This window comes from uncultured Winogradskyella sp. (assembly GCF_947498005.1).
Classification (GTDB): Bacteria; Bacteroidota; Bacteroidia; order Flavobacteriales; family Flavobacteriaceae; genus Winogradskyella.
On sequence record NZ_CANMIW010000006.1, the window covers coordinates 157,459 to 181,014 of the forward strand.

The 23,556-nt window shown below is 34.0% G+C and carries 18 protein-coding genes; 16 read left to right on the forward strand and 2 right to left on the reverse strand.

Going from position 1 to position 23,556, the window contains the following annotated elements; all coding sequences use genetic code 11:
• The first annotated feature begins 1 nt into the window (after window position 1).
• From ilvN to argH, 16 genes are all read left to right on the forward strand, one after another.
• Window positions 2-526 (forward strand): acetolactate synthase small subunit, encoded by a 525-nt coding sequence (ilvN, locus tag Q0891_RS12245; protein ID WP_299101992.1) that lies wholly within the window; start codon window positions 2-4, stop codon window positions 524-526.
• A 44-nt stretch (window positions 527-570) separates the two neighbouring features.
• Complete coding sequence (gene ilvC, locus Q0891_RS12250) at window positions 571-2,073, forward strand: ketol-acid reductoisomerase (protein WP_299101994.1); 1,503 nt, start codon at window positions 571-573, stop codon at window positions 2,071-2,073.
• A gap of 64 nt (window positions 2,074-2,137) precedes the next feature.
• Window positions 2,138-2,428: an antibiotic biosynthesis monooxygenase gene (locus tag Q0891_RS12255; protein ID WP_299101996.1), complete on the forward strand. Its 291-nt coding sequence runs from the start codon at window positions 2,138-2,140 to the stop codon at window positions 2,426-2,428.
• 32 nt (window positions 2,429-2,460) lie between these two features.
• On the forward strand, window positions 2,461-3,729 hold the full coding sequence (gene ilvA, locus Q0891_RS12260) for a threonine ammonia-lyase IlvA (protein ID WP_299101998.1): 1,269 nt from the start codon (window positions 2,461-2,463) through the stop codon (window positions 3,727-3,729).
• A gap of 10 nt (window positions 3,730-3,739) precedes the next feature.
• On the forward strand, window positions 3,740-5,317 hold the full coding sequence (locus Q0891_RS12265; protein WP_299102000.1) for an NADP-dependent glyceraldehyde-3-phosphate dehydrogenase: 1,578 nt from the start codon (window positions 3,740-3,742) through the stop codon (window positions 5,315-5,317).
• Between the two features lie 462 nt (window positions 5,318-5,779).
• Entirely contained in the window at window positions 5,780-6,418 is a 639-nt protein-coding gene (locus Q0891_RS12270; RefSeq protein WP_299102002.1) for a GNAT family N-acetyltransferase, read from the forward strand.
• A gap of 41 nt (window positions 6,419-6,459) precedes the next feature.
• A complete protein-coding gene (locus Q0891_RS12275) occupies window positions 6,460-7,644 on the forward strand; it encodes an argininosuccinate synthase domain-containing protein (RefSeq protein WP_299102004.1) in 1,185 nt (394 codons plus the stop codon).
• An 85-nt stretch (window positions 7,645-7,729) separates the two neighbouring features.
• On the forward strand, window positions 7,730-8,713 hold the full coding sequence (argC, locus tag Q0891_RS12280) for an N-acetyl-gamma-glutamyl-phosphate reductase (RefSeq protein ID WP_299102007.1): 984 nt from the start codon (window positions 7,730-7,732) through the stop codon (window positions 8,711-8,713).
• Between the two features lie 143 nt (window positions 8,714-8,856).
• The gene (gene proC, locus Q0891_RS12285; protein WP_299102010.1) at window positions 8,857-9,657 is read left to right on the forward strand and encodes a pyrroline-5-carboxylate reductase; all 801 of its coding nucleotides are present in this window, start codon (window positions 8,857-8,859) and stop codon (window positions 9,655-9,657) included.
• On the forward strand, window positions 9,654-10,778 hold the full coding sequence (locus Q0891_RS12290; RefSeq protein WP_299102012.1) for an aminotransferase class III-fold pyridoxal phosphate-dependent enzyme: 1,125 nt from the start codon (window positions 9,654-9,656) through the stop codon (window positions 10,776-10,778). The genes proC and Q0891_RS12290 overlap by 4 nt, the downstream gene beginning before the upstream one ends.
• A 2-nt stretch (window positions 10,779-10,780) precedes the next feature.
• On the forward strand, window positions 10,781-11,977 hold the full coding sequence (locus Q0891_RS12295) for a glutamate-5-semialdehyde dehydrogenase (protein WP_299102014.1): 1,197 nt from the start codon (window positions 10,781-10,783) through the stop codon (window positions 11,975-11,977).
• Between the two features lie 3 nt (window positions 11,978-11,980).
• Entirely contained in the window at window positions 11,981-12,745 is a 765-nt protein-coding gene (gene proB / locus Q0891_RS12300; RefSeq protein WP_299102016.1) for a glutamate 5-kinase, read from the forward strand.
• A 4-nt stretch (window positions 12,746-12,749) separates the two neighbouring features.
• A complete protein-coding gene (locus Q0891_RS12305; protein ID WP_299102018.1) occupies window positions 12,750-13,685 on the forward strand; it encodes an acetylornithine carbamoyltransferase in 936 nt (311 codons plus the stop codon).
• Between the two features lie 109 nt (window positions 13,686-13,794).
• Complete coding sequence (gene argB, locus Q0891_RS12310) at window positions 13,795-14,571, forward strand: acetylglutamate kinase (protein ID WP_299102020.1); 777 nt, start codon at window positions 13,795-13,797, stop codon at window positions 14,569-14,571.
• The gene (locus tag Q0891_RS12315; protein WP_299102021.1) at window positions 14,568-15,629 is read left to right on the forward strand and encodes a M20 family metallo-hydrolase; all 1,062 of its coding nucleotides are present in this window, start codon (window positions 14,568-14,570) and stop codon (window positions 15,627-15,629) included. The genes argB and Q0891_RS12315 overlap by 4 nt, the downstream gene beginning before the upstream one ends.
• A gap of 142 nt (window positions 15,630-15,771) precedes the next feature.
• Window positions 15,772-17,046 carry an argininosuccinate lyase gene (argH, locus tag Q0891_RS12320; RefSeq protein WP_299102023.1) on the forward strand — a complete coding sequence of 425 codons (1,275 nt, stop codon included), beginning with the start codon at window positions 15,772-15,774 and terminating at the stop codon, window positions 17,044-17,046.
• A gap of 139 nt (window positions 17,047-17,185) precedes the next feature.
• Here argH and Q0891_RS12325 read toward each other — a convergent pair whose 3' ends face one another.
• Entirely contained in the window at window positions 17,186-18,649 is a 1,464-nt protein-coding gene (locus tag Q0891_RS12325; RefSeq protein WP_299102025.1) for a glutamate synthase subunit beta, read from the reverse strand.
• Window positions 18,650-18,653: 4 nt separating this feature from the next.
• Complete coding sequence (gltB, locus tag Q0891_RS12330) at window positions 18,654-23,168, reverse strand: glutamate synthase large subunit (protein WP_299102027.1); 4,515 nt, start codon at window positions 23,166-23,168, stop codon at window positions 18,654-18,656.
• Between the last annotated feature and the right edge of the window lie 388 nt (window positions 23,169-23,556).

A 23,556-nucleotide genomic window follows, 5' to 3' on the forward strand; every position in this document is an offset into this window, starting at 1 on the left:
TATGGAAAACAAACAATATACCGTTTCAATATATACGGAAAACAATATAGGATTACTAAATAGAATTTCTGCAATATTTCAAAGAAGACACATGAATATTGAAAGTCTTAACACATCGCCTTCAGAGATTGAGAGTGTTTCAAGATTTACAATTGTTGTGAATATTACAGAGTCTCAAATGAAAAAAATCATTGGCCAAATTGAAAAGCAGGTTGAAGTCATCAAAGCTTTTTATCATACCGACGATGAAATCATTTATCAAGAATCGTGTTTATTTAAAATAAAATCAGAATTATTATTTGATGAACGTCAAATTCAAAATATTATAAAAGAAAGTAATGCCAGAATTGTCACTGTAAACAAACAATTCTTTGTTCTTGAAAAATCAGGAAGAAAAGAAGAAATTGATTTACTCTACCGAGAATTAAATGTTTTCGGAATTATGCAATTTACGCGCTCTGGACGAGTAGCTGTTACTAAAGACGAAATGAAAATCTCAACATTACTAGAAACATTTCAACATTAATACAAATTAATAGACTAAAATAGGTTTAAAAACAACTAGAAACAATGTCAAATTATTTTAACACATTACCATTAAGAGAACAATTAGAGCAATTAGGAAAGTGTCGTTTTATGGACGCTTCAGAATTTGAAGATGGTGTGAACGCTTTAAAAGGAAAGAAAATCGTAATCGTAGGTTGTGGCGCGCAAGGTCTAAACCAAGGTTTAAATATGAGAGATTCTGGCTTAGATATTTCTTATGCATTACGTCAGGCTGCAATTGATCAGCAACGTGAATCTTACAAAAACGCAACATCAAATGGTTTCACTGTTGGTACTTACGAAGAGTTAATACCAACTGCAGATTTAGTGTTAAACTTAACGCCAGATAAACAGCATACCAATGTAGTAAATACAGTAATGCCTTTAATGAAAAAAGGTGCAACTTTAAGTTATTCTCATGGTTTTAATATTGTTGAAGAAGGTACACAAATCCGTGAGGATTTAACCGTAATTATGGTCGCACCAAAATGTCCTGGTAGTGAAGTTCGTGAAGAGTACAAGCGTGGATTTGGTGTACCAACGCTTACCGCTGTACACCCAGAAAATGATCCAGAAGGAAAAGGTTGGGCACAAGCAAAAGCCTATGCTGTTGCTACAGGTGGACACAGAGCTGGTGTTTTAGAATCGTCGTTTGTTGCTGAAGTTAAATCTGATTTAATGGGAGAGCAAACTATTCTTTGTGGACTATTACAAACAGGCGCAATTTTATCTTTTGATAAAATGGTTGAAGAAGGAATTGAACCAGGTTATGCTGGGAAATTAATTCAGTTTGGTTGGGAAACCATCACTGAAGCTTTAAAACATGGTGGAATTACCAACATGATGGATCGTTTATCTAATCCAGCTAAAATTAAAGCGCACCAATTATCAGAAGAATTAAAAGATATTATGCGTCCTTTATTTGAAAAGCATATGGACGATATTATCTCAGGTCATTTCTCTAAAACAATGATGGAAGATTGGGCAAATGATGATGTTAACTTATTATCATGGAGAGCTGCAACTGGAGAAACTGCTTTTGAAAAAACAGCATTAACTACAGATCATATCTCAGAACAAGAATATTTTGACAATGGCGTATTATTAGTAGCTTTTGTAAAATCTGGAGTAGAATTAGCTTTTGAAGCCATGACAAGCGCAGGTATTATTGAAGATTCTGCTTATTACGAATCGTTACATGAGTTACCATTAATAGCGAATACAATTGCAAGAAAGAAATTATTTGAAATGAATCGCGTAATTTCTGATACTGCAGAATACGGTTGTTATTTATTCGACCATGCCTGTAAGCCATTATTGACTGATTTTATGAAAACAGTAGATACAAGTATTATTGGCAAGCCATTTTCTAGTTCAAACGGAGTAGATAACGGAGAATTAATTGCCGTTAATGATGCTATTAGAAATCATCCAATTGAAGCTGTTGGTCAACGTTTACGTTCAGCAATGACAGCTATGAAAGTTATTAAATCTGATGTTGAAGCAAGTGATTCTGTTTTAGCATAAATTATAATCATCCTGTCAGGTTTAATTAATCTGACAGGTGTTTTTCTAAAATGCAAAATGAATCATGATATTAGAAGTTGCTATTTTATACGTTAAAGACAATTTAGAAAAGCAATTTGAAATCGACTTTTTAAAAGCAGGACAGTATATCAGTTCAATTAAAGGCTACAAAAGTCATTCATTAAAAAAATGTATTGAGCAAAAAAACAAATACATTCTGCTTGTAGATTGGGAAACAATTGAAGATCATAATATAGGATTTAGAACCTCTGAAGCTTATTTAAAATGGAAGGCATTATTACATCATTACTATGATCCTTTCCCTAATGTTGAGCATTATGAAACTGTAATTTAAATATAAAATTTCCACTTTCGTGGGAAGAAAACATGGAAGAAACAAAAACCACATACAGACCAACATTAGAAGCTATTGAGGCTGCAGCAGAAAAACTTAGAGGTATTGCTTCTGTAACACCTTTAGTTAAAAATGCTAGGTATTCTAAAAAATTTGGAGCCAACATTTATTTTAAACGAGAGGATTTGCAAGAAGTCCGATCTTATAAAATTAGAGGTGCTTATAATAAAATCTCTTCTCTTGATGCTGCTCAAATAGAAAACGGAATTGTATGTGCTAGCGCAGGAAATCATGCACAAGGTGTTGCTATTTCTTGTAAACTTCTAAAAATACAAGGTACCATATTTATGCCGTCGCCTACACCTGGTCAAAAAATTGAACAAGTAAAAATGTTTGGCGAAGAATTTATTGATGTTGTTTTAGTTGGCGACACTTTTGACGATGCTTACCATGCAGCTATGCAGCAAAGCGAAGAGATGAGTAAAACTTTTGTTCATCCTTTTGATGATGAAAAAGTCATTGAAGGACAAGCAACCGTTGGTTTAGAAATAATTGACCAAGCAAAAGAGCATCCTATTGATTATGTTTTTGTTCCTGTTGGTGGTGGTGGATTAGCTTCTGGTTTATCTTCGGTTTTTAAATTATTATCGCCTCAAACAAAAATTATTAGTGTAGAACCAAAAGGTGCTGCTGCAATGCTCACTTCAATTAGAGCTAATAAAAATATTAAATTAGAATCTATAGATAGCTTTGTAGATGGAGCAGCTGTAAAGCGAGTGGGCGATTTAAATTTTGCGATTTGCAAAGAAAATTTACATCGTGTTGTTACTGTAGATGAAGGTAAAATATGCCAAACGATATTAGAATTATATAACAAAGATGCCATTGTTGCTGAACCAGCTGGTGCATTAAGTCTCTCTGCTTTAGAACAGTTTAAAGACGAGATTAAAGGAAAAAATATCGTTTGTGTTATTAGTGGAAGTAACAATGATATTACACGTACTGCCGAAATCAAAGAACGTGCACTACTCTACGCTAATCTTAAACATTACTTCATTGTTAAATTCCCACAACGTACAGGTGCTTTGCGTGATTTTGTTGTAGATATATTAGGACCAAACGATGATATCACGCACTTCGAATACACAAAAAAAGCAAATCGCGAAAATGACGTTGCAGTCGTTGGTATACAATTAAAATCGCCCGAAGATTTAGAACCATTAATATCAAAAATGAAACTTCATAAGTTCTTTGGAGATTACCTCAACGATAAACCCGATTTATTTCAATTCTTAGTTTAAAACAACAATCATGAATATTCCAGAAGAGTTTCAAATTAAATCCTTAATTAACCAAAACACCTATTTAGCTGAAGGTGGCTTAATACCTTGGAGAGGAGAAACTTCAAAGGTGTATTCAACTATATCTTCTACTACGGACTATGCACCAACACTACTAGGTACAATTCCTACGCTAGGCAAAAAAGAAGCTTTAAGAGCATTAGATTCTGCAGAATCTGCATACAAGAAAGGACAAGGTTTATGGCCAACAATGAAGGTTGAAGACCGCATTGTTTGCATGGAGAAGTTTGTGGAACAAATGAAAACCAAGCGCGCTGAAGTTGTAAAATTACTAATGTGGGAAATTGGTAAAAACCTTCCAGACTCTGAAAAAGAGTTTGACAGAACTGTGGAGTACATATACGACACCATTGAAGATTATAAACAAATGGATCGTGATAGTGCTAAATTTGTTAAGAGCTCTGGTGTAAATGCACATATCCGAAGAGGGCCTTTAGGTGTTGTACTTTGTTTAGGCCCTTATAATTACCCATTAAATGAAACATTTGCTTTATTGATTCCCGCCTTAATTTTGGGAAACACAGTTGTTTTTAAGCCAGCAAAGCATGGTGTTTTATTAATATCACCTTTACTAGAAGCCTTTAGAGATAGTTTTCCTAAAGGAGCTGTCAATATTATTTATGGACGCGGAAGAACCGTTGCTGCACCAATTATGCAATCCGGAAAAGTTGATGTTTTAGCTTTAATAGGAAATAGCAAATCCGCAAATGCTTTACAAAATCAGCATCCTAAAAGTAATCGGTTACGTTTAGTTTTAGGTTTAGAAGCAAAAAACCCTGCAATTGTCTTACCAGATGCAGATTTAGATTTAGCCATAGACGAATGTATTGCAGGTTCAACTTCATTTAATGGTCAGCGATGTACTGCTTTAAAAGTGCTATACGTACATGAAGCTGTTGTGGAAGAATTTAACAAACGATTTGCAGCAAAAGTAGATGCACTTAAATTTGCAAATCCATGGGAAGATGGCGCTAAACTAACACCATTACCAGAACCAGATAAACCATTATATATTCAAAGTTTAATTGATGATGCTTTAGAAAAAGGAGCTTCAGTCATTAACACCAAAGGAGGAGAAACTACAGAAAATTATATTTTTCCTGCCGTTTTATATCCTGTAACTAAAGAAATGAGAGTGTTTCAAGAAGAACAATTTGGGCCAGTTATTCCAATAGTACCATTTTCAGATATTGAAGAACCTTTAGATGATATGGCAGAGTCAAACTACGGACAACAAGTAAGTTTATTTGGTAAAGATGTAAACACCTTAGCACCATTGATTGATACACTTGTAAATTTAGTATGTAGAGTGAATTTAAACAGTTCTTGTCAGCGCGGACCAGATGTTTATCCATTTACAGGACGAAAAGATTCAGCAGTTGCCACTTTAAGTGTTCATGACGCCTTACGTTCTTTTTCAATTAGAACTTTTGTAGCATCAAAAGACAACGACTACAATAATGATATTTTAAAAGATTTAATGGATTCAAAAGCTTCAAATTTTGTGAGCACTGATTATATTCTATAATTTATAGTACTAAGAATTAATGATTTATATAATATTCACAATTTAATTTAAAAATATTGCGAAATTCCTAATTCTTTTCAAATAACAATAGACACTAAGACCTTTATTCAATATTAATTTATAATTTTACGTAATGATTACAACGACAAATAAAAACGAAAGACCCATTAGTTTGCCAATACGCAGACGACGTCGCTAATGCTATTACTTCAAAAGCCAATTAGTTAATCCGTTTTTATATTTATTAATCATGAATCATTTTCCAAATACATTTTTCTTTTTAGGTACAGTTATTGAAAAATATAACAATGTATTAGTACGTCGCAATTTTCGACGTCGCCCTTAGGGTGTACTTCTATTTATAGAACTTAGGTGTGTCCAGTTCTGCTTATAAAGCCAAATTCCTGACGAAAGGAATCTCAAAACAAAAAATTACAATTTTAATACTAAAACTCAATAACAATGAAAATTGTCATTGCTGATAAATCACATAGCATATACGCAGAAACGATATGCAACACTATTGCAGATGCTGCTCAAGTTAGAGGTACTGGTATTGCAAAGCGAAAACCAGAATATATTATTTCTAAAATGGAAAATGGCAATGCGGTTATCGCATTAGATGACGACAAATTTGCTGGTTTTTGCTACATAGAAGCTTGGGGACACGGCAAATTTGTTGCTAATTCTGGCTTAATTGTTCATCCAGATTTCAGAAATCAAGGGCTAGCTAAGAAAATTAAAAAAGTCATCTTCGAACATTCTAGAACAAAATTCCCAGACTCTAAGGTATTTAGTATCACAACTGGTTTAGCAGTTATGAAAATGAATAGTGAATTAGGTTACAAACCTGTTACGTTTTCAGAATTAACAGACGACCAATCCTTTTGGAAAGGTTGCCAAACCTGCAAGAATTTTGATGTTTTAACAAGAACAGAACAAAAGATGTGCTTATGTACAGGCATGCTATACGACCCTAAAAAAACTGAAGAAACAAAACCAAAAGAACACAATTACGATAAAAAGGCATGGATAAGATTGAAAAATCTAAAACAAACTATGTTCCTAAAAAAAGATAAAAAAGATGAACCTAGCAATTAAATGCGAACTCATTTTACAAGTGAAAACAATATAGTAGAAAAATGAAAAAGAAATTAGTAATAGCATATAGTGGTGGATTAGACACCTCTTATTGCGCAGTAAGTTTATCAAAAGAATACGATGTGCATGCTGTAAGTGTAAACACAGGTGGCTTCAATACTGAAGAGATTAATCACATAGAAAGTAATGCTTATAAAATGGGTGTTTCTACCTATAAAAACATTGATGCAGTAGCTACGTTTTACAATAAAGTAGTCAAGTATTTAATTTTCGGGAATGTCTTAAAAAATGCAACATACCCATTATCTGTAAGTGCAGAACGTATTATTCAAGCCATAGAAATTATTGAATATGCTAAAAGTATTGATGCAGAATACATTGCTCACGGCAGTACAGGCGCAGGAAACGACCAAGTACGTTTTGACATGATTTTTCAAACCTTAGCACCTGGTATTAAAATTATAACACCAATTAGAGATCAAAAATTAACCAGACAAGAAGAAATAGACTATTTAAAATCTGAAGGAATTGACATGAATTGGGAGAAATCTAAATATTCAGTAAACAAAGGACTTTGGGGAACAAGTGTTGGTGGTGTAGAAACTTTAAAATCTGAAAAGCCTTTACCAAGTGAAGCTTATCCATCTCAATTAGTAAAAGAAGGAGAAGAAAAAGTAACACTAACATTTAAAAATGGAGAGTTTGTTGCTTTAAACGGACAAGAAAATGCACCAGAAGTAAATATTGAAAACTTAAATAACATTGCTTCTGCGTATGCTATTGGAAGAGATATTCATGTTGGAGATACTATTGTTGGCACAAAAGGACGCGTTGGTTTTGAAGCTGCTGCCGCTTTAATTACAGTGAAAGCACATCATTTATTAGAAAAACATACGTTGACTAAATGGCAATTGCAGCACAAAGAGTACTTATCTAGTTTTTACGGCATGCATTTGCATGAAGGTCAGTATTTAGATCCAGTAATGCGAGATACTGAAGCTTTTTTACAAAGTTCTCAAAAAATGGTGTCAGGTAATGTGGTAGTGACTTTAAAACCGTATCATTTTTCTTTAGATGGTATTGTGTCTGATCACGACTTAATGTCTAGCGCATTTAGTACCTACGGAGAAGAAAACAAAGCTTGGACGGCAGATGACGCCAAAGGGTTTATTAAAATTATTGGAAACCAAAATAAAATTTATCAACAGGTAAATAATTCAGACTAGACCTAGCAGGTTTATAAAACCTTGTAGGTTTCAAACTAAAAATCAGGTTGAATTAAAAAGATTCCCATTTTCATGGGAAATAGATATGAAAAAATTAGAAACAGGAATCATTGGAGGAGCAGGTTATACAGCTGGAGAGTTGATTAGATTATTACTTAACCATCCTAAAACAAACCTTAATTTTGTTTACAGCACATCTAATGCAGGAAACAAAGTATATAAAGTGCATCAAGATTTAATTGGCTCTACGGATTTAGAATTTACGAGTGAAATTAATTCAGATGTAGATGTATTATTCTTGTGCCTAGGTCATGGAAATTCAACAGCATTTTTAGAAAAAAATAAATTTTCTGATGATACTAAGATTATTGATTTAAGTAATGATTTTAGGTTAGTTGCAGACAAGAATTTTGAAGGAAAAGAATTTGTTTACGGTTTACCAGAATTAGATAAAGAAGCTATAAAAACAGCTAAGTACATCGCAAATCCAGGTTGTTTTGCAACAGCTTTACAACTTGCACTTTTGCCTTTAGCAGCAAAAGGTTTACTAACTAATGACGTACATATTAATGCTGTTACTGGAGCAACTGGCGCAGGAACATCATTATCTGCTACAACGCATTTTACTTGGAGAGACAACAATTTTTCGCACTATAAAGCATTTAATCATCAACATTTAGGAGAAATCAACCAAACGGTAAAACAATTACAGAGTAACTTTAATTCCGAAATCAATTTTATGCCAAATAGAGGCGATTTTTCAAGAGGGATTTTTGCTACAACATACACAAAGTTTGAAGGTTCTCTAGAAGATGCTAAAACACTCTACAAAACCTATTATAAAGACGCAGTATTTACTGTTGTTTCTGATGAAAGTATATTTTTAAAACAAGTGGTAAATACCAATAAATGTATAATTAGTCTTGAAAAACACGGCAATAAATTACTAATCACAAGTGCAATCGATAATTTATTAAAAGGTGCTTCTGGCGCAGCAGTGCAAAACATGAATTTAATGTATGGATATGAAGAAACAGAAGGATTACAATTAAAGGCGAATTATTTTTAAACATCTGTCATTCCTGCGCAGGCAGGAATCCACTCGTAAAAAAAATTAGATTCCTGCCTGCGAAGGAATGACAAAACATCAATAAATTATTTAGACAACAGTAAGCACTAATTACTACTAACTAAAAACTAACAACTATAAAGATGAAAATAGCAATCATAGGAACCGGAAATTTAGGAAAGGCCATTGCAAAAGGATTGATTACAACCAATGCTATTACATCCTTGTATTTAACCAAACGTAATTTAAATTCTATTAGTGAATTTGAAGGCTATAAAGACGTTATCTTAACTTCAGATAATATTGAAGCCGTTAAAAATTCAGACATCTTAATTTTTGCGGTACAACCATCGCACATGGAGAAAATATTGGTCGCTATAAAACCTTTACTTCATGAAAACCATGTACTGATTTCTACCATTACAGGATTTTCAATTGAAAAAATGGAAAACATTGTGGGAGATGATAAGATTTTAATAAGAGCTATGCCAAATACAGCTATTGCTGTTGGTAAATCAATGACGTGTCTGTGTAGTAATGGAAATGGAAAAAACAGAATAAAAGTCGCAGAAGCCATATTTAATAATTTAGGGACTTCTATTGTAATTCCGGAAATTAAAATGCAAGCTGCTACTGTAATTTGCGCTAGCGGAATTGCCTTTTGGATGCGCTTAATTAGAGCAACCACTCAAGCGGCAATTCAACTTGGATTTGAAGCCAAAGAAGCCCAAGAATTAGCCATGCATACTTGCGAAGGAGCTGCAAGTTTATTAATTACAACTGGCAATCATCCAGAACAAGAAATAGACAAAGTAACAACACCAAAGGGCTGTACCATTGAAGGCTTAAATGAAATGGAACATAAAGGATTAAGCTCATCTTTAATTCAGGGAATGATAGCATCATTCGACAAAATTAACAGTATTAAAACCGACCAGTTATGAATTTATTTGATGTTTATCCTTTGTTCAACATAACACCTGTAAAAGGGAAAGATGTCTATGTTTACGATGAAAATAACACAAAATATCTCGACTTATATGGAGGTCATGCTGTAATATCCATAGGGCATTCTCACCCAGAATATGTAAAAAGCATTAGCAATCAAGTCAATCAATTAGGATTTTATAGTAACTCTATTCAAAATCCTTTACAAGTTGAATTAGCTCAGAAATTAGGAAAATTATCTGGTTGCGAAGATTATCAATTGTTCTTATGTAACTCTGGAGCAGAAGCCAATGAAAATGCGTTGAAATTAGCTTCTTTTCATACTAACAAAAGTAAAATAGTTTCATTTAAAAATTCATTTCACGGCAGAACGTCTGCTGCAGTTGCCGCAACTGACAATCCTAAAATAGTAGCACCAATTAATGCACAACAACAGGTTGAGTTTTTAGAATTAGACGATTTAGATAGCCTAAATGCAGTAGTATCAAAAGGAGATGTTTGTGCTGTTATTATAGAAACTATTCAAGGTATTGGTGGATTAGATGAAGTTTCTACCGAATTTTATAAAGAAATTAGTGCTGCATGTAAACAACACGGAACACTTTTAATTGCAGATGAAATTCAATGCGGATTTGGAAGAACCGGAGATTTTTTCGCTTTTCAAAAACATGGTATTGAACCCGATATTATTTCCATAGCAAAAGGAATGGGTAATGGCTTTCCAATTGGAGGCATTTTAATCCACCCGAATATAAAAGCATCTTATGGTTTGTTAGGAACCACTTTTGGTGGCAATCATTTAGCATGTGCAGCATCAATAGCGGTTTTAGATGTATTAGAGAAAGAGAATTTAATGCAACATGCTAAAGAAATTTCAAAATACTTCATTGCACAAGCACAAGGAACTCCACAAATAAAAAACATAAAAGGTAGAGGGTTAATGTTGGGATTAGAATTTGAATTTCCAATTGCAGACTTAAGAAAATCTTTAATTCACGATCAACATATTTTCACAGGAAGCGCTAAAAACCCTAATTTATTAAGAATTCTACCACCATTAACGGTAAAAAAGGAACATGTTGATACATTTTTCGACGCCTTAAAAAAAACACTATAACTATGAATACTTTATTATCCATAGACAAAAGAAATTCAGTTTTACTTAAAATGGCTGCGCTTTTAGAAAAAGAAAGAGCCCAAATAATTGCCATAAATAAAACAGATTTAGACGCTTATAATGGCGACGATATCTCAATGTACGACAGACTAAAGGTTGACGATTCTAAGGTAGATGAAATGATTGCTGCTGCAAAACACCTAGCGTCTCAAGAAGATCCTGTTGGCAAAGAACGTTTTAGTTTTAAGCATGATAATGGCATGCAAGTGTATAATAAAACGGCATCTTTTGGAACGGTTTTAATCATTTATGAGTCTCGACCAGATGTTACTGTTGAAGCAGCCGGAATTGCATTTAAATCTGGAAACAAAATACTTTTAAAAGGTGGAAAGGAATCTTTAAAATCGAACTTAAAAATTGTTGAACTCTGGCATCAAGCATTAATAGCATGCGATGCTTCTACCGATTGGGTAGAATATATGCAATTTAACAGAACAGAAACACAAGCATTCTTAGAAAAACCAACACAAAAGGTCGATTTAATTGTACCTCGTGGAGGCGAACGATTAATCGCTTTTGTAAAAGAACACGCTACATGTCCTGTTATAATCAGTGGTAGAGGCAACAATTTTGTTTATGTGAATAAAGAAGCTGACCTTAAAATTGCACTAGATATTATTATCAACGGTAAAACAGCTAAAATATCGGCTTGTAATGCGGTAGATAAAGTTCTGATTGATAAAAATCTTCCAAATAAAGAAGCATTCATAAAAACATTAATTTCAAAATTGAAAGCGTATAATGTTGAAATCTTAGGAGATGAAAACATTTCAAAATTTGATACTATAGAAACGATAAATTCGGATTCTATTTGGCATGAAGAATTCTTGGATTATAAAATTGTAATTGGAGAAATTGCATCAAATCAAGATGCTATTGCTTGGATAAATACATATTCAGGAGGTCATTCATCCTCTATTATAACAACAAATAAAGACGCAGCGAAACTCTTCATGGAAAATGTAGATACAGCAGCTGTTTATCACAATGCATCTACACGTTTTACTGATGGAGGACAACTAGGTTTAGGTGGAGAATTAGCCATAAGCACAGACAAATTACACCAAAGAGGACCAATAGGATTACAACATTTAGTCACTAATAAATGGTACGTTTTCGGAAATGGACAAACACGATAAATAATGGCTAAAAAGAAAAGAATTTTACTCAAAATCGGCTCTAATACCTTAACCAAAGAAACCGATAATATTTCAAGAGGAAAAATTGAAGATATTGCAAATCAAATTGCGAAGCTTCAAGATTCTCATGAGTTTATTATTGTGAGTTCTGGAGCCATTGCTGTAGCCAAACAGTTTGTAAAATTAGAGAGCAAACGCAAGGAACTCTTTGTAAAACAAGCTTTAGCTTCGATTGGCCAACCACATCTTATTCGGATTTATCAAGAAATTTTTAGAGAACTCGGTTTACTGACATCTCAATGTCTATTATCTTATTCAGATTTTGAAAAACAAGAGAGTAAAACCAATATTGTAAACACCATTAATGTATTGGTTAGCAATAATTACATTCCTATTATTAACGAAAATGACACGGTTGCCACTGACGAAATTAAATTTGGAGACAACGACAAGTTAGGTGCATTAACAGCATCACTTTTAGATGTAGATTTATTTATAATTGCCACCAACACAAACGGCATATACACTAAAGCATCTATGGAAAATAAAGCACCAAAAACCATAGAAGAAGTCAACGATTTTAGCGTATTGATGAATGAAGTGGTAGATTCAAAATCGTCTCATGGCACAGGTGGAATGCAATCTAAAGTGGATGCCATTTCCTTAGCAAAACAATCTAATATTGAAACATGGATTGTCAATGGTTTGGAAGATAATTTTATTATTAATGCCATAGAAAACAAAGTACCTTTTACTAAAATAAAATAGCGACATGAAAAATTATACCACGTTAAAAGACATATCTAATCTGTCGGAAACAATAAGAGAAGCCATTTTATTAAAAATGAGTCCTTTTGAATATTCGCATCTAGGAAAAAACAAGACTTTAATTATGCTGTTTTTCAACTCAAGTTTACGTACACGATTAAGTACTGAAAAAGCAGCAAAAAACTTAGGTATGGACGTTATGATTCTTAACGTAAATGACGCTTGGAATTTAGAGTTTGAAGATGGCACAGTTATGAACATGGACAGGTCTGAACATATAAAAGAAGCCGCACAAGTGATTTCTCAATATGCAGATATTATTGCGGTAAGAGCGTTTCCGACATTACAAGATAAAGCAAAGGATGAATCGGAATTTGTACTAAATAGCTTCAAAAAATACGCAACGGTTCCAATAGTTAATATGGAATCTAGTACAGCCCATCCATTACAAGCGCTAACGGATGCAATCACTATTTCAGAATTAACAGAGAAAAAGAAGCCTAAAGTGGTTTTATCTTGGGCACCACATCCAAAAGCTTTACCACAAGCGGTTGCCAATACTTTTGTTGAGATGATGCAAGATTTAGATGTAGATTTTACAATTACACATCCTAAAGGTTATGAGCTTAACTCAGAAATAACTAAAGACTCGCCAATAAATCACAATCAAGAAGAGGCCCTTAAAGATGCCGATTTTGTTTACGTAAAAAATTGGAGTAGCTATAACGATTATGGAAAAATTCTAAATAACGATAGCAATTGGATGATGACTAAAGCAAAATTAGGTAATGCTAAATTTATGCATTGCCTACCTGTAAGACGGAATGTTGTGGTGGAAGATGCTGTTTTAGATAGTGAGCAATCTGTGGTTATACAACAAGCAAATAACAGAACTTTTGCGGCTCAAGTTGTATTGAAGCAGATTTTAGAGGATTTATAAATAACTTAAGACCTAGCAGGTTTAATTCATTGTCATTCCTGCGCAGGCAGGAATCTATTACTAATAAATGTGGATTCCCGTTTTCAAGGGAATGACAAAAGACTATAAAATGAAAACAATAAAAGTCATAAAAATAGGTGGGAACATCATCGATAATGAAGAAGCACTAGCTGCATTTCTCAAAGATTTTGCGACTATAGTTGGTCCAAAAGTTTTGGTTCATGGAGGTGGCAAATTGGCAACAAAACTGGCCGAACAAATGAATATTCCTGTAAAAATGACTGATGGCAGACGTATCACAGACCCAGAAACTTTAGATATTATCACTATGGTTTATGCAGGCAAAATCAACAAAAATATTGTCGCTCAGTTACAAGCCAATAATTGCAATGCTATTGGATTTTCTGGTGCAGACGGAAATACGATTGTTTCGGAAAAACGACCTATTAAAACTATGGATTACGGTTTTGTTGGCGATGTAAAAAAGGTAAATACAAATGTTTTAGAGATTTTATTAAACAACAATATTACACCTGTCTTTTGCGCAATCTCTCATGATGAAAATGGACAATTATTAAACACGAATGCAGATACGATTGCTTCAGAATTAGCCATCGGATTATCATCAATTTTCAATACAGAATTATATTATTGTTTCGAAAAGAATGGTGTTCTTGAAGATGTAGAAAATGATGATTCTGTTATTGAAAACATCAACACAGAAAACTACAAAACATTAAAAGAAAACAATATCATATTTGAAGGCATGTTGCCGAAATTAGACAACTGTTTTCATGCAATACATAAAAACGTTCAAAAAGTTTGTATCGGAAAATCAGATATGCTTTTCAATACCAACAACAAACATACAACCATTACAAAATGATTGAAAAATTAACAACAGAAGCTATTGCTTTACTGAAGGAACTTATAGAAACACAGTCATTTTCTGCAGAAGAAGACAACACTGCATTGCTTATTGAAGGCTGGTTTACAACACACAATGTGCCTTTCAAAAGAAACAACCACAACATTTGGTCTACCAACAAATATTTTGACGAGAGCAAACCAACCCTATTATTAAACTCGCATCACGATACGGTAAAACCAAATTCTGGTTACACTAAAGACCCATTAAAAGCCATTGTAGAAGATGGTAAATTATATGGTTTAGGCAGTAATGATGCAGGTGGATGCTTGGTATCTTTAATTGCTACGTTCACATATTTCTACAACAAAAAAGACCTCAACTATAATTTAGTCATTGTAGCTTCTGCCGAAGAAGAAAACAGTGGACCAAACGGATTGAATAGTATGTTGTCCATCATTCCAAAAATAGATGTGGCTATTGTTGGCGAACCCACTTTAATGAATTTAGCGGTTGCAGAAAAAGGATTAGTCGTTTTTGACGCTAAAGTAAAAGGAACTGCTAGCCATGCTGCACACCCAAACAATGACAATTCAATATATAACACTATTGATGTTTTAAAATGGTTTCAAGACTATAAATTTGAAAGAAAATCGCCAGTTTTAGGCGATGTAAAAATGACCGTTACGCAGATTAATGCTGGTAAACAACATAATGCGGTTCCTGCAGAAGTGGATTTAGTTGTTGATGTACGTGTGAATGATAAATACACCAATCAACAAATTGCTGATATTTTAACTCAGAAATCGCCATGTACAAGTATTACAGCACGAAGTTTAAGATTAAATTCGTCTTCAATTTCTAGTAATCATGAGCTAGTAAAAGCCGGAATTGAATTAGGAAGAGAAACTTACGGTTCGCCTACACTTTCTGACCAATCTGTTTTAACTTGTCAGTCATTAAAATTAGGACCAGGAGATAGTACACGTTCGCACACCGCAGATGAGTTTATTTATTTGGCTGAGATTGAGGAAGGTGTTGATTTGTATATTAAGTTGTTGGAAAAGGTATTATAACAGTGCTGTCATTCCTGCGAATGCAGGAATCCAAAAACAAACTGAAATTTAAAAATAGATTCCTGCCTTCGCAGGAATGACATAACAATAAAAGTTTAACTAAAAATGAAAGCAGAGATTCCTGCTTTCGCAGGAATATATTATGAAACTTTGGGACAAAGGCTATTCAATAGATAAAAAAATAGAATTATTTACCGTTGGTAACGATAGAGAAATTGACATGCATATCGCAAAATATGATGTTGAAGCATCGAGAGCTCATGCTGTGATGTTAGAGTCTATCGGAATTATAACTTCTGATGAATTGGAGCAATTAAAATCAGGATTAAAAGTTTTAGCCGAATCAATTGATGCTGGAACATTTACAATTGAAGATTCTTTTGAAGATGTACATTCTAAAATAGAACATGAACTCACAAAAACCTTAGGCGACGTCGGAAAGAAAATCCATACAGCACGTTCTAGAAACGATCAAGTTTTAGTTGCACTTCAACTTTACTATAAGGAGAACTTACAAATCATAAATGATAAAACTAAAACGTTTTTTGATACACTATTAGGTCTTGCTGAAACGCATAAAACGAAACTTTTACCAGGTTACACGCATTTGCAAGTTGCTATGCCATCCTCTTTTGGATTATGGTTTTCTGCCTATGCGGAATTACTAATTGATGATGTTTATGTTTTAAATGCGGTTTCAAAAATTACTGACCAAAATGTTTTAGGTTCGGCTGCTGGTTACGGAAGTTCGTTTCCTATTGATAGAGATATCACGACCAAAGAATTAGGGTTTTCAACTTTAAAATATAATGTAGTTGCCGCACAATTAAGTAGAGGAAAGAGTGAGCGTGCTATTGCAAGTGCGCTAGGTGGCTTATGTAATACTATGGCACGTTTTGCTATGGATATTTGCTTGTATATGAGTCAGAATTTTGGGTTTATTACATTTCCAGATGAGTTAACCACAGGAAGTAGCATTATGCCACACAAAAAGAATCCTGATGTGTTTGAATTGATTAGAGGAAAATGTAATAAAATTCAAGCTTTACATTCTGAAATGTTATTGATTACTAATAATTTACCAAGTGGTTACCACAGAGACTTTCAATTACTAAAAGAAAACATTATTAATGCTTTTGAAGACGTAAAGGATATTTTAGACATCTTTACGTATTCCATTCAACAAATCATTGTAAAAGATATTGACCTCAACGATGAGAAATATCAATATTTATTTACAGTAGATAGCATAAACAATTTAGTGGTTGATGGTATGAGCTTTAGAGAAGCGTATCAAAAAATTGGAAGCCAAGTACAAGCAGGAACTTACCAACCCGATTTAGGAAAAGAACATTCACATATTGGAAGTATTCATAATTTGTGTTTAGATGAAATTAGAAAGAAGTTTCCTAATTAAAAAATCCCTTAAAGTCTCCTCAAGGGGACAATCCTAAAAATATACTTCGAGCTATTGTCCTCTTGAGAGGATTTTAGAGATATAAACACAAAAAGCATCCGTTTCCAGATGCTTTTTGTGTTTAAAATATATTCTTCATTTATAGTCCGACTAAATCGCCTTCTTCATTCTTAGTCGCCAAATCCGATTTACCCATTAAGTAAATATCAACTTGTCTGGCAGCTTCTCTTCCTTCTGAAATAGCCCAAACAATTAGAGATTGTCCTCTTCGCATATCTCCTGCTGTGAAAATATTTGGAATGTTAGTTTGGTATTTTCCGTAACTCGCTTTGTAGTTAGAACGTACGTCTCTGTCTAAACCTAATTTATCTGCAATTGTAGATTCCGGACCTGTAAAACCTAAGGCTAATAATGCTAAATCACATTTCCACGTTTTTTCAGTACCAGCAATCTCAACAAGTTTTGGTCGTTCTCCAGGTACCATTTCCCATTCTACATTTACAGTTTTTAAGGCTGTTAATTTACCTTTTGCGTTAGTGACAAACTCTTTTGTGTTTATTAACCAGTTACGTTCTACACCTTCTTTATGAGAAGAGGATGTCTTTAACTGCAATGGCCAATATGGCCAAGGTGTTGTTGGCGAACGATGTCCTGGCGGTTTTGGCATAATTTCAAAATTCACTACCGATTTTGCACCTTGACGATTTGATGTCCCAATACAATCAGATCCTGTATCTCCACCTCCAATGACTATCACATTTTTACCAGTTGCTAAAACTTGATCTTTTATTTTCTGACCAAAAACAACCTTTGTTTGCTGCGTTAAAAAGTCCATAGCTTGTACTACGCCATCTGCATCAATTCCTGGTGTTGGTAAACTACGTCTTTCTGTTGCTCCTCCACAAAGAACCACAGCATCAAACTTTTTTAAATCTTCAACATCATAATTTACACCAACATTAACATTAGTCTTAAATACAATACCTTCAGCTTCAAGAATCGCTAAACGACGATCTATGATACCTTTTTCCATTTTAAAATTTGGAATACCATAACGCAATAGACCTCCAATAGCATCATCACGTTCAAAAACAGTAACTGTATGACCAGCTCTATTTAATTGTTGTGCAGCTGCTAAGCCTGCAGGACCAGAACCTACGACAGCAATCGTTTTTCCTGTTCTTACTTTTGGTGGTTGTGGTTTAATCCAACCTTCTTTAAAAGCACGTTCTACTATATTTTTTTCAATATTCTCTATCGATACTGGATCTTCAATTATACCTAAAACACATGCTTGTTCGCATGGCGCAGGACATAGTCTTCCTGTAAATTCAGGAAAATTATTTGTTGAGTGCAAAATCCAAGAAGCCTTTTGCCATTCGCCTTGGTGCACCATATGATTAAAATCTGGAATTAGATTACCAAGCGGACAACCACTATGACAAAACGGAATTCCACAATCCATGCAACGTGACCCTTGTTCGGTCATGTCCTTATCATTCAATGGCACTGTAAATTCCTTGTAATGTTTTACACGATCCTTTACGGGCTTGTATGACTCATCTTTTCTTTCGAATTCTTTAAAACCTGTTACTTTTCCCATTGTCCTATACTGTTTCTAATTCTTCAACCATTTGTTCTTCTGTCTCTAAACGTTTTAAAGCACGTTTGTATTCCGTAGGCATAACGCGTACAAAATTCTTCAAGCTTGTTTCCCAATCTGCTAATAGAGATTTTCCTAACTCACTGTTAGTATATTTTACATGTTTCTCTATTATCGATTTTAAATCGTTTGCATCTTTCTTCAGAATTTTTTCAAAATCTATAGTTTCGGTATTACACAAACCATTTTTAAACTTGTTTTCTGGATCGTACACATAAGCGATTCCTCCACTCATTCCTGCTGCGAAGTTTCGTCCTGTTTTGCCAAGAACCACTACTTTTCCACCAGTCATGTATTCACAACAGTGATCTCCAACACCTTCTACAACTGCAGTTGCTCCAGAGTTTCTAACTGCAAATCGTTCGCCTGCTATTCCGTTGATATAAGCTTGTCCTTCAACAGCTCCAAATAAACACACATTACCAATGATGATATTATCTTCTGCTTTAAAATCTGCCTTTTCAGGTTTCTTTACAATTAATTTGGCTCCAGATAATCCTTTACCTAAATAATCATTGGTGTTTCCTTGAAGATTAAAAGTTAATCCGTGAGCTCCGAAAGCCCCGAAACTTTGTCCTGCTGAACCTTCAAAATTGATATTTAAGGTATCTTCAGGTAATCCTAAATGGCCATATATTTTTGAAATCTCATTACTCACAATAGCACCTACAGTTCTGTCTGTATTTTTAATTGGATAAGCCAAGGTCATCTGCTCTTTTCTGTATAAAGCACGATGTGAATCTTTTAGAATTTTGAAATCTAAAACATTATCTAAATTATGATCTTGCTTCTCAGTATTCTTAACCGTCATTTGATTGTACACTTCTGGTCTATGTAAAATTGAAGATAAATCTAAGCCTTTAGCTTTGTAATGTTTAATAGCTTTATTGGCATTAATTTTATGTGTTTGACCAACCATTTCTGCCATAGATCTAAACCCTAATTCCGCCATAATGCTTCTCAATTCTTCTGCAATATAATAGAAGAAATTAATCACATGTTCTGGTGTGCCTTTAAAGTTTTTACGCAATTCTTTGTCTTGTGTTGCTATACCTACAGGGCATGTATTTAAATGACATTTTCGCATCATAATACAACCCGAAGCTACTAATGGTGCAGTTGCAAAACCAAATTCCTCAGCTCCTAATAATGCTGCAATAGCAACATCACGACCTGTTTTTAGTTGTCCATCACATTCTACAACAATTCTACTTCTTAGGTTATTAAGCACTAAGGTTTGTTGTGCCTCTGCCAATCCAAGTTCCCAAGGTAAACCAGCATGTTTTAGTGATGTTAAGGGCGAAGCTCCTGTGCCTCCATCATAGCCAGCTATAAGTACTACGTCGGCTTTTGCTTTTGCAACACCAGCCGCAATGGTACCAACACCAACTTCTGAAACTAGTTTCACGTTAATTCTAGCCTCGCGATTAGCATTTTTTAAATCGTAAATTAATTGTGCTAAATCCTCTATAGAATAAATATCGTGATGTGGTGGCGGCGAAATTAAACCAACAAAAGGGGTTGAATTTCTTGCTGCCGCAATCCAAGGCAATACCTTTTCACCTGGCAATTGACCTCCTTCGCCTGGCTTGGCACCTTGCGCCATTTTTATCTGAATCTCTTTAGCATTCGTTAAATAATGTGACGTTACACCAAAACGACCAGAAGCTACTTGCTTAATTGCAGAATTTCTACTATCTCCATTTACATCTGGCTGAAAACGTCTTCTATCTTCTCCTCCTTCTCCAGAATTAGATTTACCTCCAATTCTATTCATGGCAATGGCTAAATTCTCATGCGCTTCACGAGAAATAGACCCATAAGACATCGCTCCTGTTTTAAAACGTTTCACGATTTCCGTCCAAGGCTCTACCTCTTCAATTGGAATTGGATCTATATTATTAAATTCGAATAACCCTCGAATGGTCATTAAATTTTTTGATTGCTCATTGATGGTTTTTGCGTACACATCATAACTCGCCTGGTCGCTTAAACGAACCGCTTGTTGTAATTTGGCAACCGTTGTTGGATTAAATAAATGCTTTTCTCCATTACGTCTCCATCTGTAATCTCCACCAATGTTTAAACCTAAACGCTTGTCTAAGACATTACTTGGATACGCGTGTTGGTAGCGTTTATCAATTTCTTTTTCAATTTCATATAGTCCTATACCTTCAATTCTTGATGCTGTATATGGAAAATATTTTTCTACGAATTGCGAATTGAAACCTACGATTTCGAAAATTTGAGATCCTCTGTAAGAACGTAATGTCGAAATTCCGATTTTGTTCATTACTTTAAGAATCCCTTTTCCGATGGCTTTATTGAAATTATCAACTGCTTTTTGCTCGTCCATATCAGTAATGAAACCATCTGTCACTTGCATTCTAATAATTTCGTTAACCATATATGGATTTACTGCACTTGCTCCATAACCAAATAAGGTTGCGAAATGATGTGGCTCACGTGGTTCTGCAGATTCAATAATAATATCGAAATACGAACGCTTACGCAAACGGTTCATTTGATGACTTACATAAGAACACGCTAACAACGCAGGAATTGGCGCCATTACCTTACTCACACCTCTATCAGATAAAATGATGATATTGGTTTTTCGAGTCAGTGCTTTTTCTATTTGAATAATAATATTGTCTAAAGCATCTTCTAGTCCGTTAAGTCCTTTATCTTTTTGATACAGTAACTCTACTGTTTCAGCTTTAAAACCTTCAACTTGAATGTTTCTAATTTTTGCTAAATCGTCATTTGAAATTACTGGATTCTGAATTTTCAATTTTCTACATTGTCTTTCTGTAATGCTGAAAATATTTCTATCCTTTCCTAAAGATAAACTAATATCTGTTACAATTTCTTCTCTAATTCCGTCTAAAGGCGGATTAGTAACTTGCGCGAATAATTGCTTAAAATAATTTGAAATTAATTGCGGCTTGTTAGACAAAACCGCTAAAGGTGTATCGATTCCCATTGAGCCCAAAGCTTCTTTTGCTTTTTGAGCCATTGGTGTGATAACCTCTTGAATATCTTCGTATGTATAATTAAAGAGACGTTGTCTTGTTTTAATATCTAACAGTTCCACAGGACAAGTTTCGCCTGTGTATGGAATATCTTTTAAATGTAATCTTGTTTTATCTAACCATTCTTGATAAGGTCTTTCCTTAACGATTTTGCTTTTTATTTCTTCGTCATTAATTATACGACCTTGGTTCATGTCTACCAAAAACATTTTACCAGGTTCTAAGCGACCGTGACTTTCTACATCTTCTGGATCAATATCAACCACTCCAATTTCTGAAGACATAATTAGTTTACCACTTTTTGTAACGGTATATCTTGAAGGTCTTAATCCGTTTCTATCTAAAAGCGCACCTATATAATTACCATCCGTAAATGGCACAGAAGCTGGTCCGTCCCAAGGCTCCATAATACAAGCGTTATAATCATAAAAGGCTTTACGCTCTGGCGACATTGTAGCATGTTTCTCCCATGCTTCTGGTATCATCATCATCATAACTTCTGGCAGAGAACGCCCTGTATGCGTTAACAATTCTACTACCATATCCATAGATGCAGAATCTGATTTTCCGGGTAAAATAATCGGAAATAATTTATCTATTTGTGGTCCAAAGACCTCACTTTTCATGATTTCTTCACGAACACGCATTCTACTCACATTGCCACGAAGGGTATTAATTTCTCCATTCTGACACATAAATCGGAATGGCTGCGCCAATTCCCAAGTTGGCATTGTATTAGTAGAAAAACGTTGGTGTACTAAAGCCAATCTAGTAACCAAATCGTCTTCTTGTAAATCTTTATAATAAGGACCTATATCTTCGGGCATGATAATACCTTTATATATAAGTGTATTCATTGACAAGCTAGACACATAGAAATAAGAGCTTTGAGACATCTTAGATTTCCTTACAGTATGCTCCGTAATCTTGCGTGCTGCATAGAGTTTCGCTTTAAAATCAGCTTCAGAAACTTCATTCGATTTACCTACGAAAAGCTGCTCTATATTTGGTTCTGAAGCTAAGGCGATTTCTCCTAATTGAGTAGAATCTACAGGCACTTCTCTCCAACCTATTACAGTCAGTCCTTGAGCGATGATTTCCTTCTCAAAATTATCCTTACAAAACTTATATTGATTTCTGTTTTTAGGCAAGAAAACCATACCTACAGCATACTTCCCTTTTACGGGAACTTTAAAGCCACAAACACGTTTAAAATACGCATGTGGAATATCTATTAAAAGACCTGCTCCATCACCCGTTTTTCCATCGGAACTTACACCACCTCGATGCTCTAATTTTTCTAGTATTTCCAGGGCATCATGTATAATTTGATTTGTCTTTTCTCCCTTTAGATTACATATGAATCCTGCGCCACAATTTTCGTGTTCAAATTCTGGTAAATAAAGTCCTTGTTTCTTAAACATATTCTGATCGTTATTTAAAGGTTTTTTACACCTTATTTCAGCTCTAATATAGATTCAAAAAACAGATAAAAAAAATAGTTGAAACAATTTTCCCAAATCGATAGTAAACAGGATTCTTATTGAAAATTTTGCAATAATATCATAATATACTATGAATTAACTAATGAAAAAAAAACAACAAATTATGTCATTTGTTGCGAAAACGATTTCGACAGTAATAAAACATTAATAATAATTCACAAAATAGACGGTTTTACTTCATTTTATTAAAAACAGAATTATTGATATTTCAATAAAAACACCATATTTAATTTTAACCCCAAAATTTATAGGGTATAAAATTACAAATTCATAAAAATTCAGTTTTTACCCCTTTTTTAAATAGGGT

Excerpts from the sequence above, each read along its gene's own strand:
- ilvN (WP_299101992.1), top strand. The coding sequence starts at position 2 with ATGGAAAACAAACAATATACCGTTTCAATATATACGGAAAACAATATA.
- ilvC (WP_299101994.1), top strand. The coding sequence starts at position 571 with ATGTCAAATTATTTTAACACATTACCATTAAGAGAACAATTAGAGCAA.
- Q0891_RS12255 (WP_299101996.1), top strand. The coding sequence starts at position 2,138 with ATGATATTAGAAGTTGCTATTTTATACGTTAAAGACAATTTAGAAAAG.
- ilvA (WP_299101998.1), top strand. The coding sequence starts at position 2,461 with ATGGAAGAAACAAAAACCACATACAGACCAACATTAGAAGCTATTGAG.
- Q0891_RS12265 (WP_299102000.1), top strand. The coding sequence starts at position 3,740 with ATGAATATTCCAGAAGAGTTTCAAATTAAATCCTTAATTAACCAAAAC.
- Q0891_RS12270 (WP_299102002.1), top strand. The coding sequence starts at position 5,780 with ATGAAAATTGTCATTGCTGATAAATCACATAGCATATACGCAGAAACG.
- Q0891_RS12275 (WP_299102004.1), top strand. The coding sequence starts at position 6,460 with ATGAAAAAGAAATTAGTAATAGCATATAGTGGTGGATTAGACACCTCT.
- argC (WP_299102007.1), top strand. The coding sequence starts at position 7,730 with ATGAAAAAATTAGAAACAGGAATCATTGGAGGAGCAGGTTATACAGCT.
- proC (WP_299102010.1), top strand. The coding sequence starts at position 8,857 with ATGAAAATAGCAATCATAGGAACCGGAAATTTAGGAAAGGCCATTGCA.
- Q0891_RS12290 (WP_299102012.1), top strand. The coding sequence starts at position 9,654 with ATGAATTTATTTGATGTTTATCCTTTGTTCAACATAACACCTGTAAAA.
- Q0891_RS12295 (WP_299102014.1), top strand. The coding sequence starts at position 10,781 with ATGAATACTTTATTATCCATAGACAAAAGAAATTCAGTTTTACTTAAA.
- proB (WP_299102016.1), top strand. The coding sequence starts at position 11,981 with ATGGCTAAAAAGAAAAGAATTTTACTCAAAATCGGCTCTAATACCTTA.
- Q0891_RS12305 (WP_299102018.1), top strand. The coding sequence starts at position 12,750 with ATGAAAAATTATACCACGTTAAAAGACATATCTAATCTGTCGGAAACA.
- argB (WP_299102020.1), top strand. The coding sequence starts at position 13,795 with ATGAAAACAATAAAAGTCATAAAAATAGGTGGGAACATCATCGATAAT.
- Q0891_RS12315 (WP_299102021.1), top strand. The coding sequence starts at position 14,568 with ATGATTGAAAAATTAACAACAGAAGCTATTGCTTTACTGAAGGAACTT.
- argH (WP_299102023.1), top strand. The coding sequence starts at position 15,772 with ATGAAACTTTGGGACAAAGGCTATTCAATAGATAAAAAAATAGAATTA.
- Q0891_RS12325 (WP_299102025.1), bottom strand. The coding sequence starts at position 18,649 with ATGGGAAAAGTAACAGGTTTTAAAGAATTCGAAAGAAAAGATGAGTCA.
- gltB (WP_299102027.1), bottom strand. The coding sequence starts at position 23,168 with ATGTTTAAGAAACAAGGACTTTATTTACCAGAATTTGAACACGAAAAT.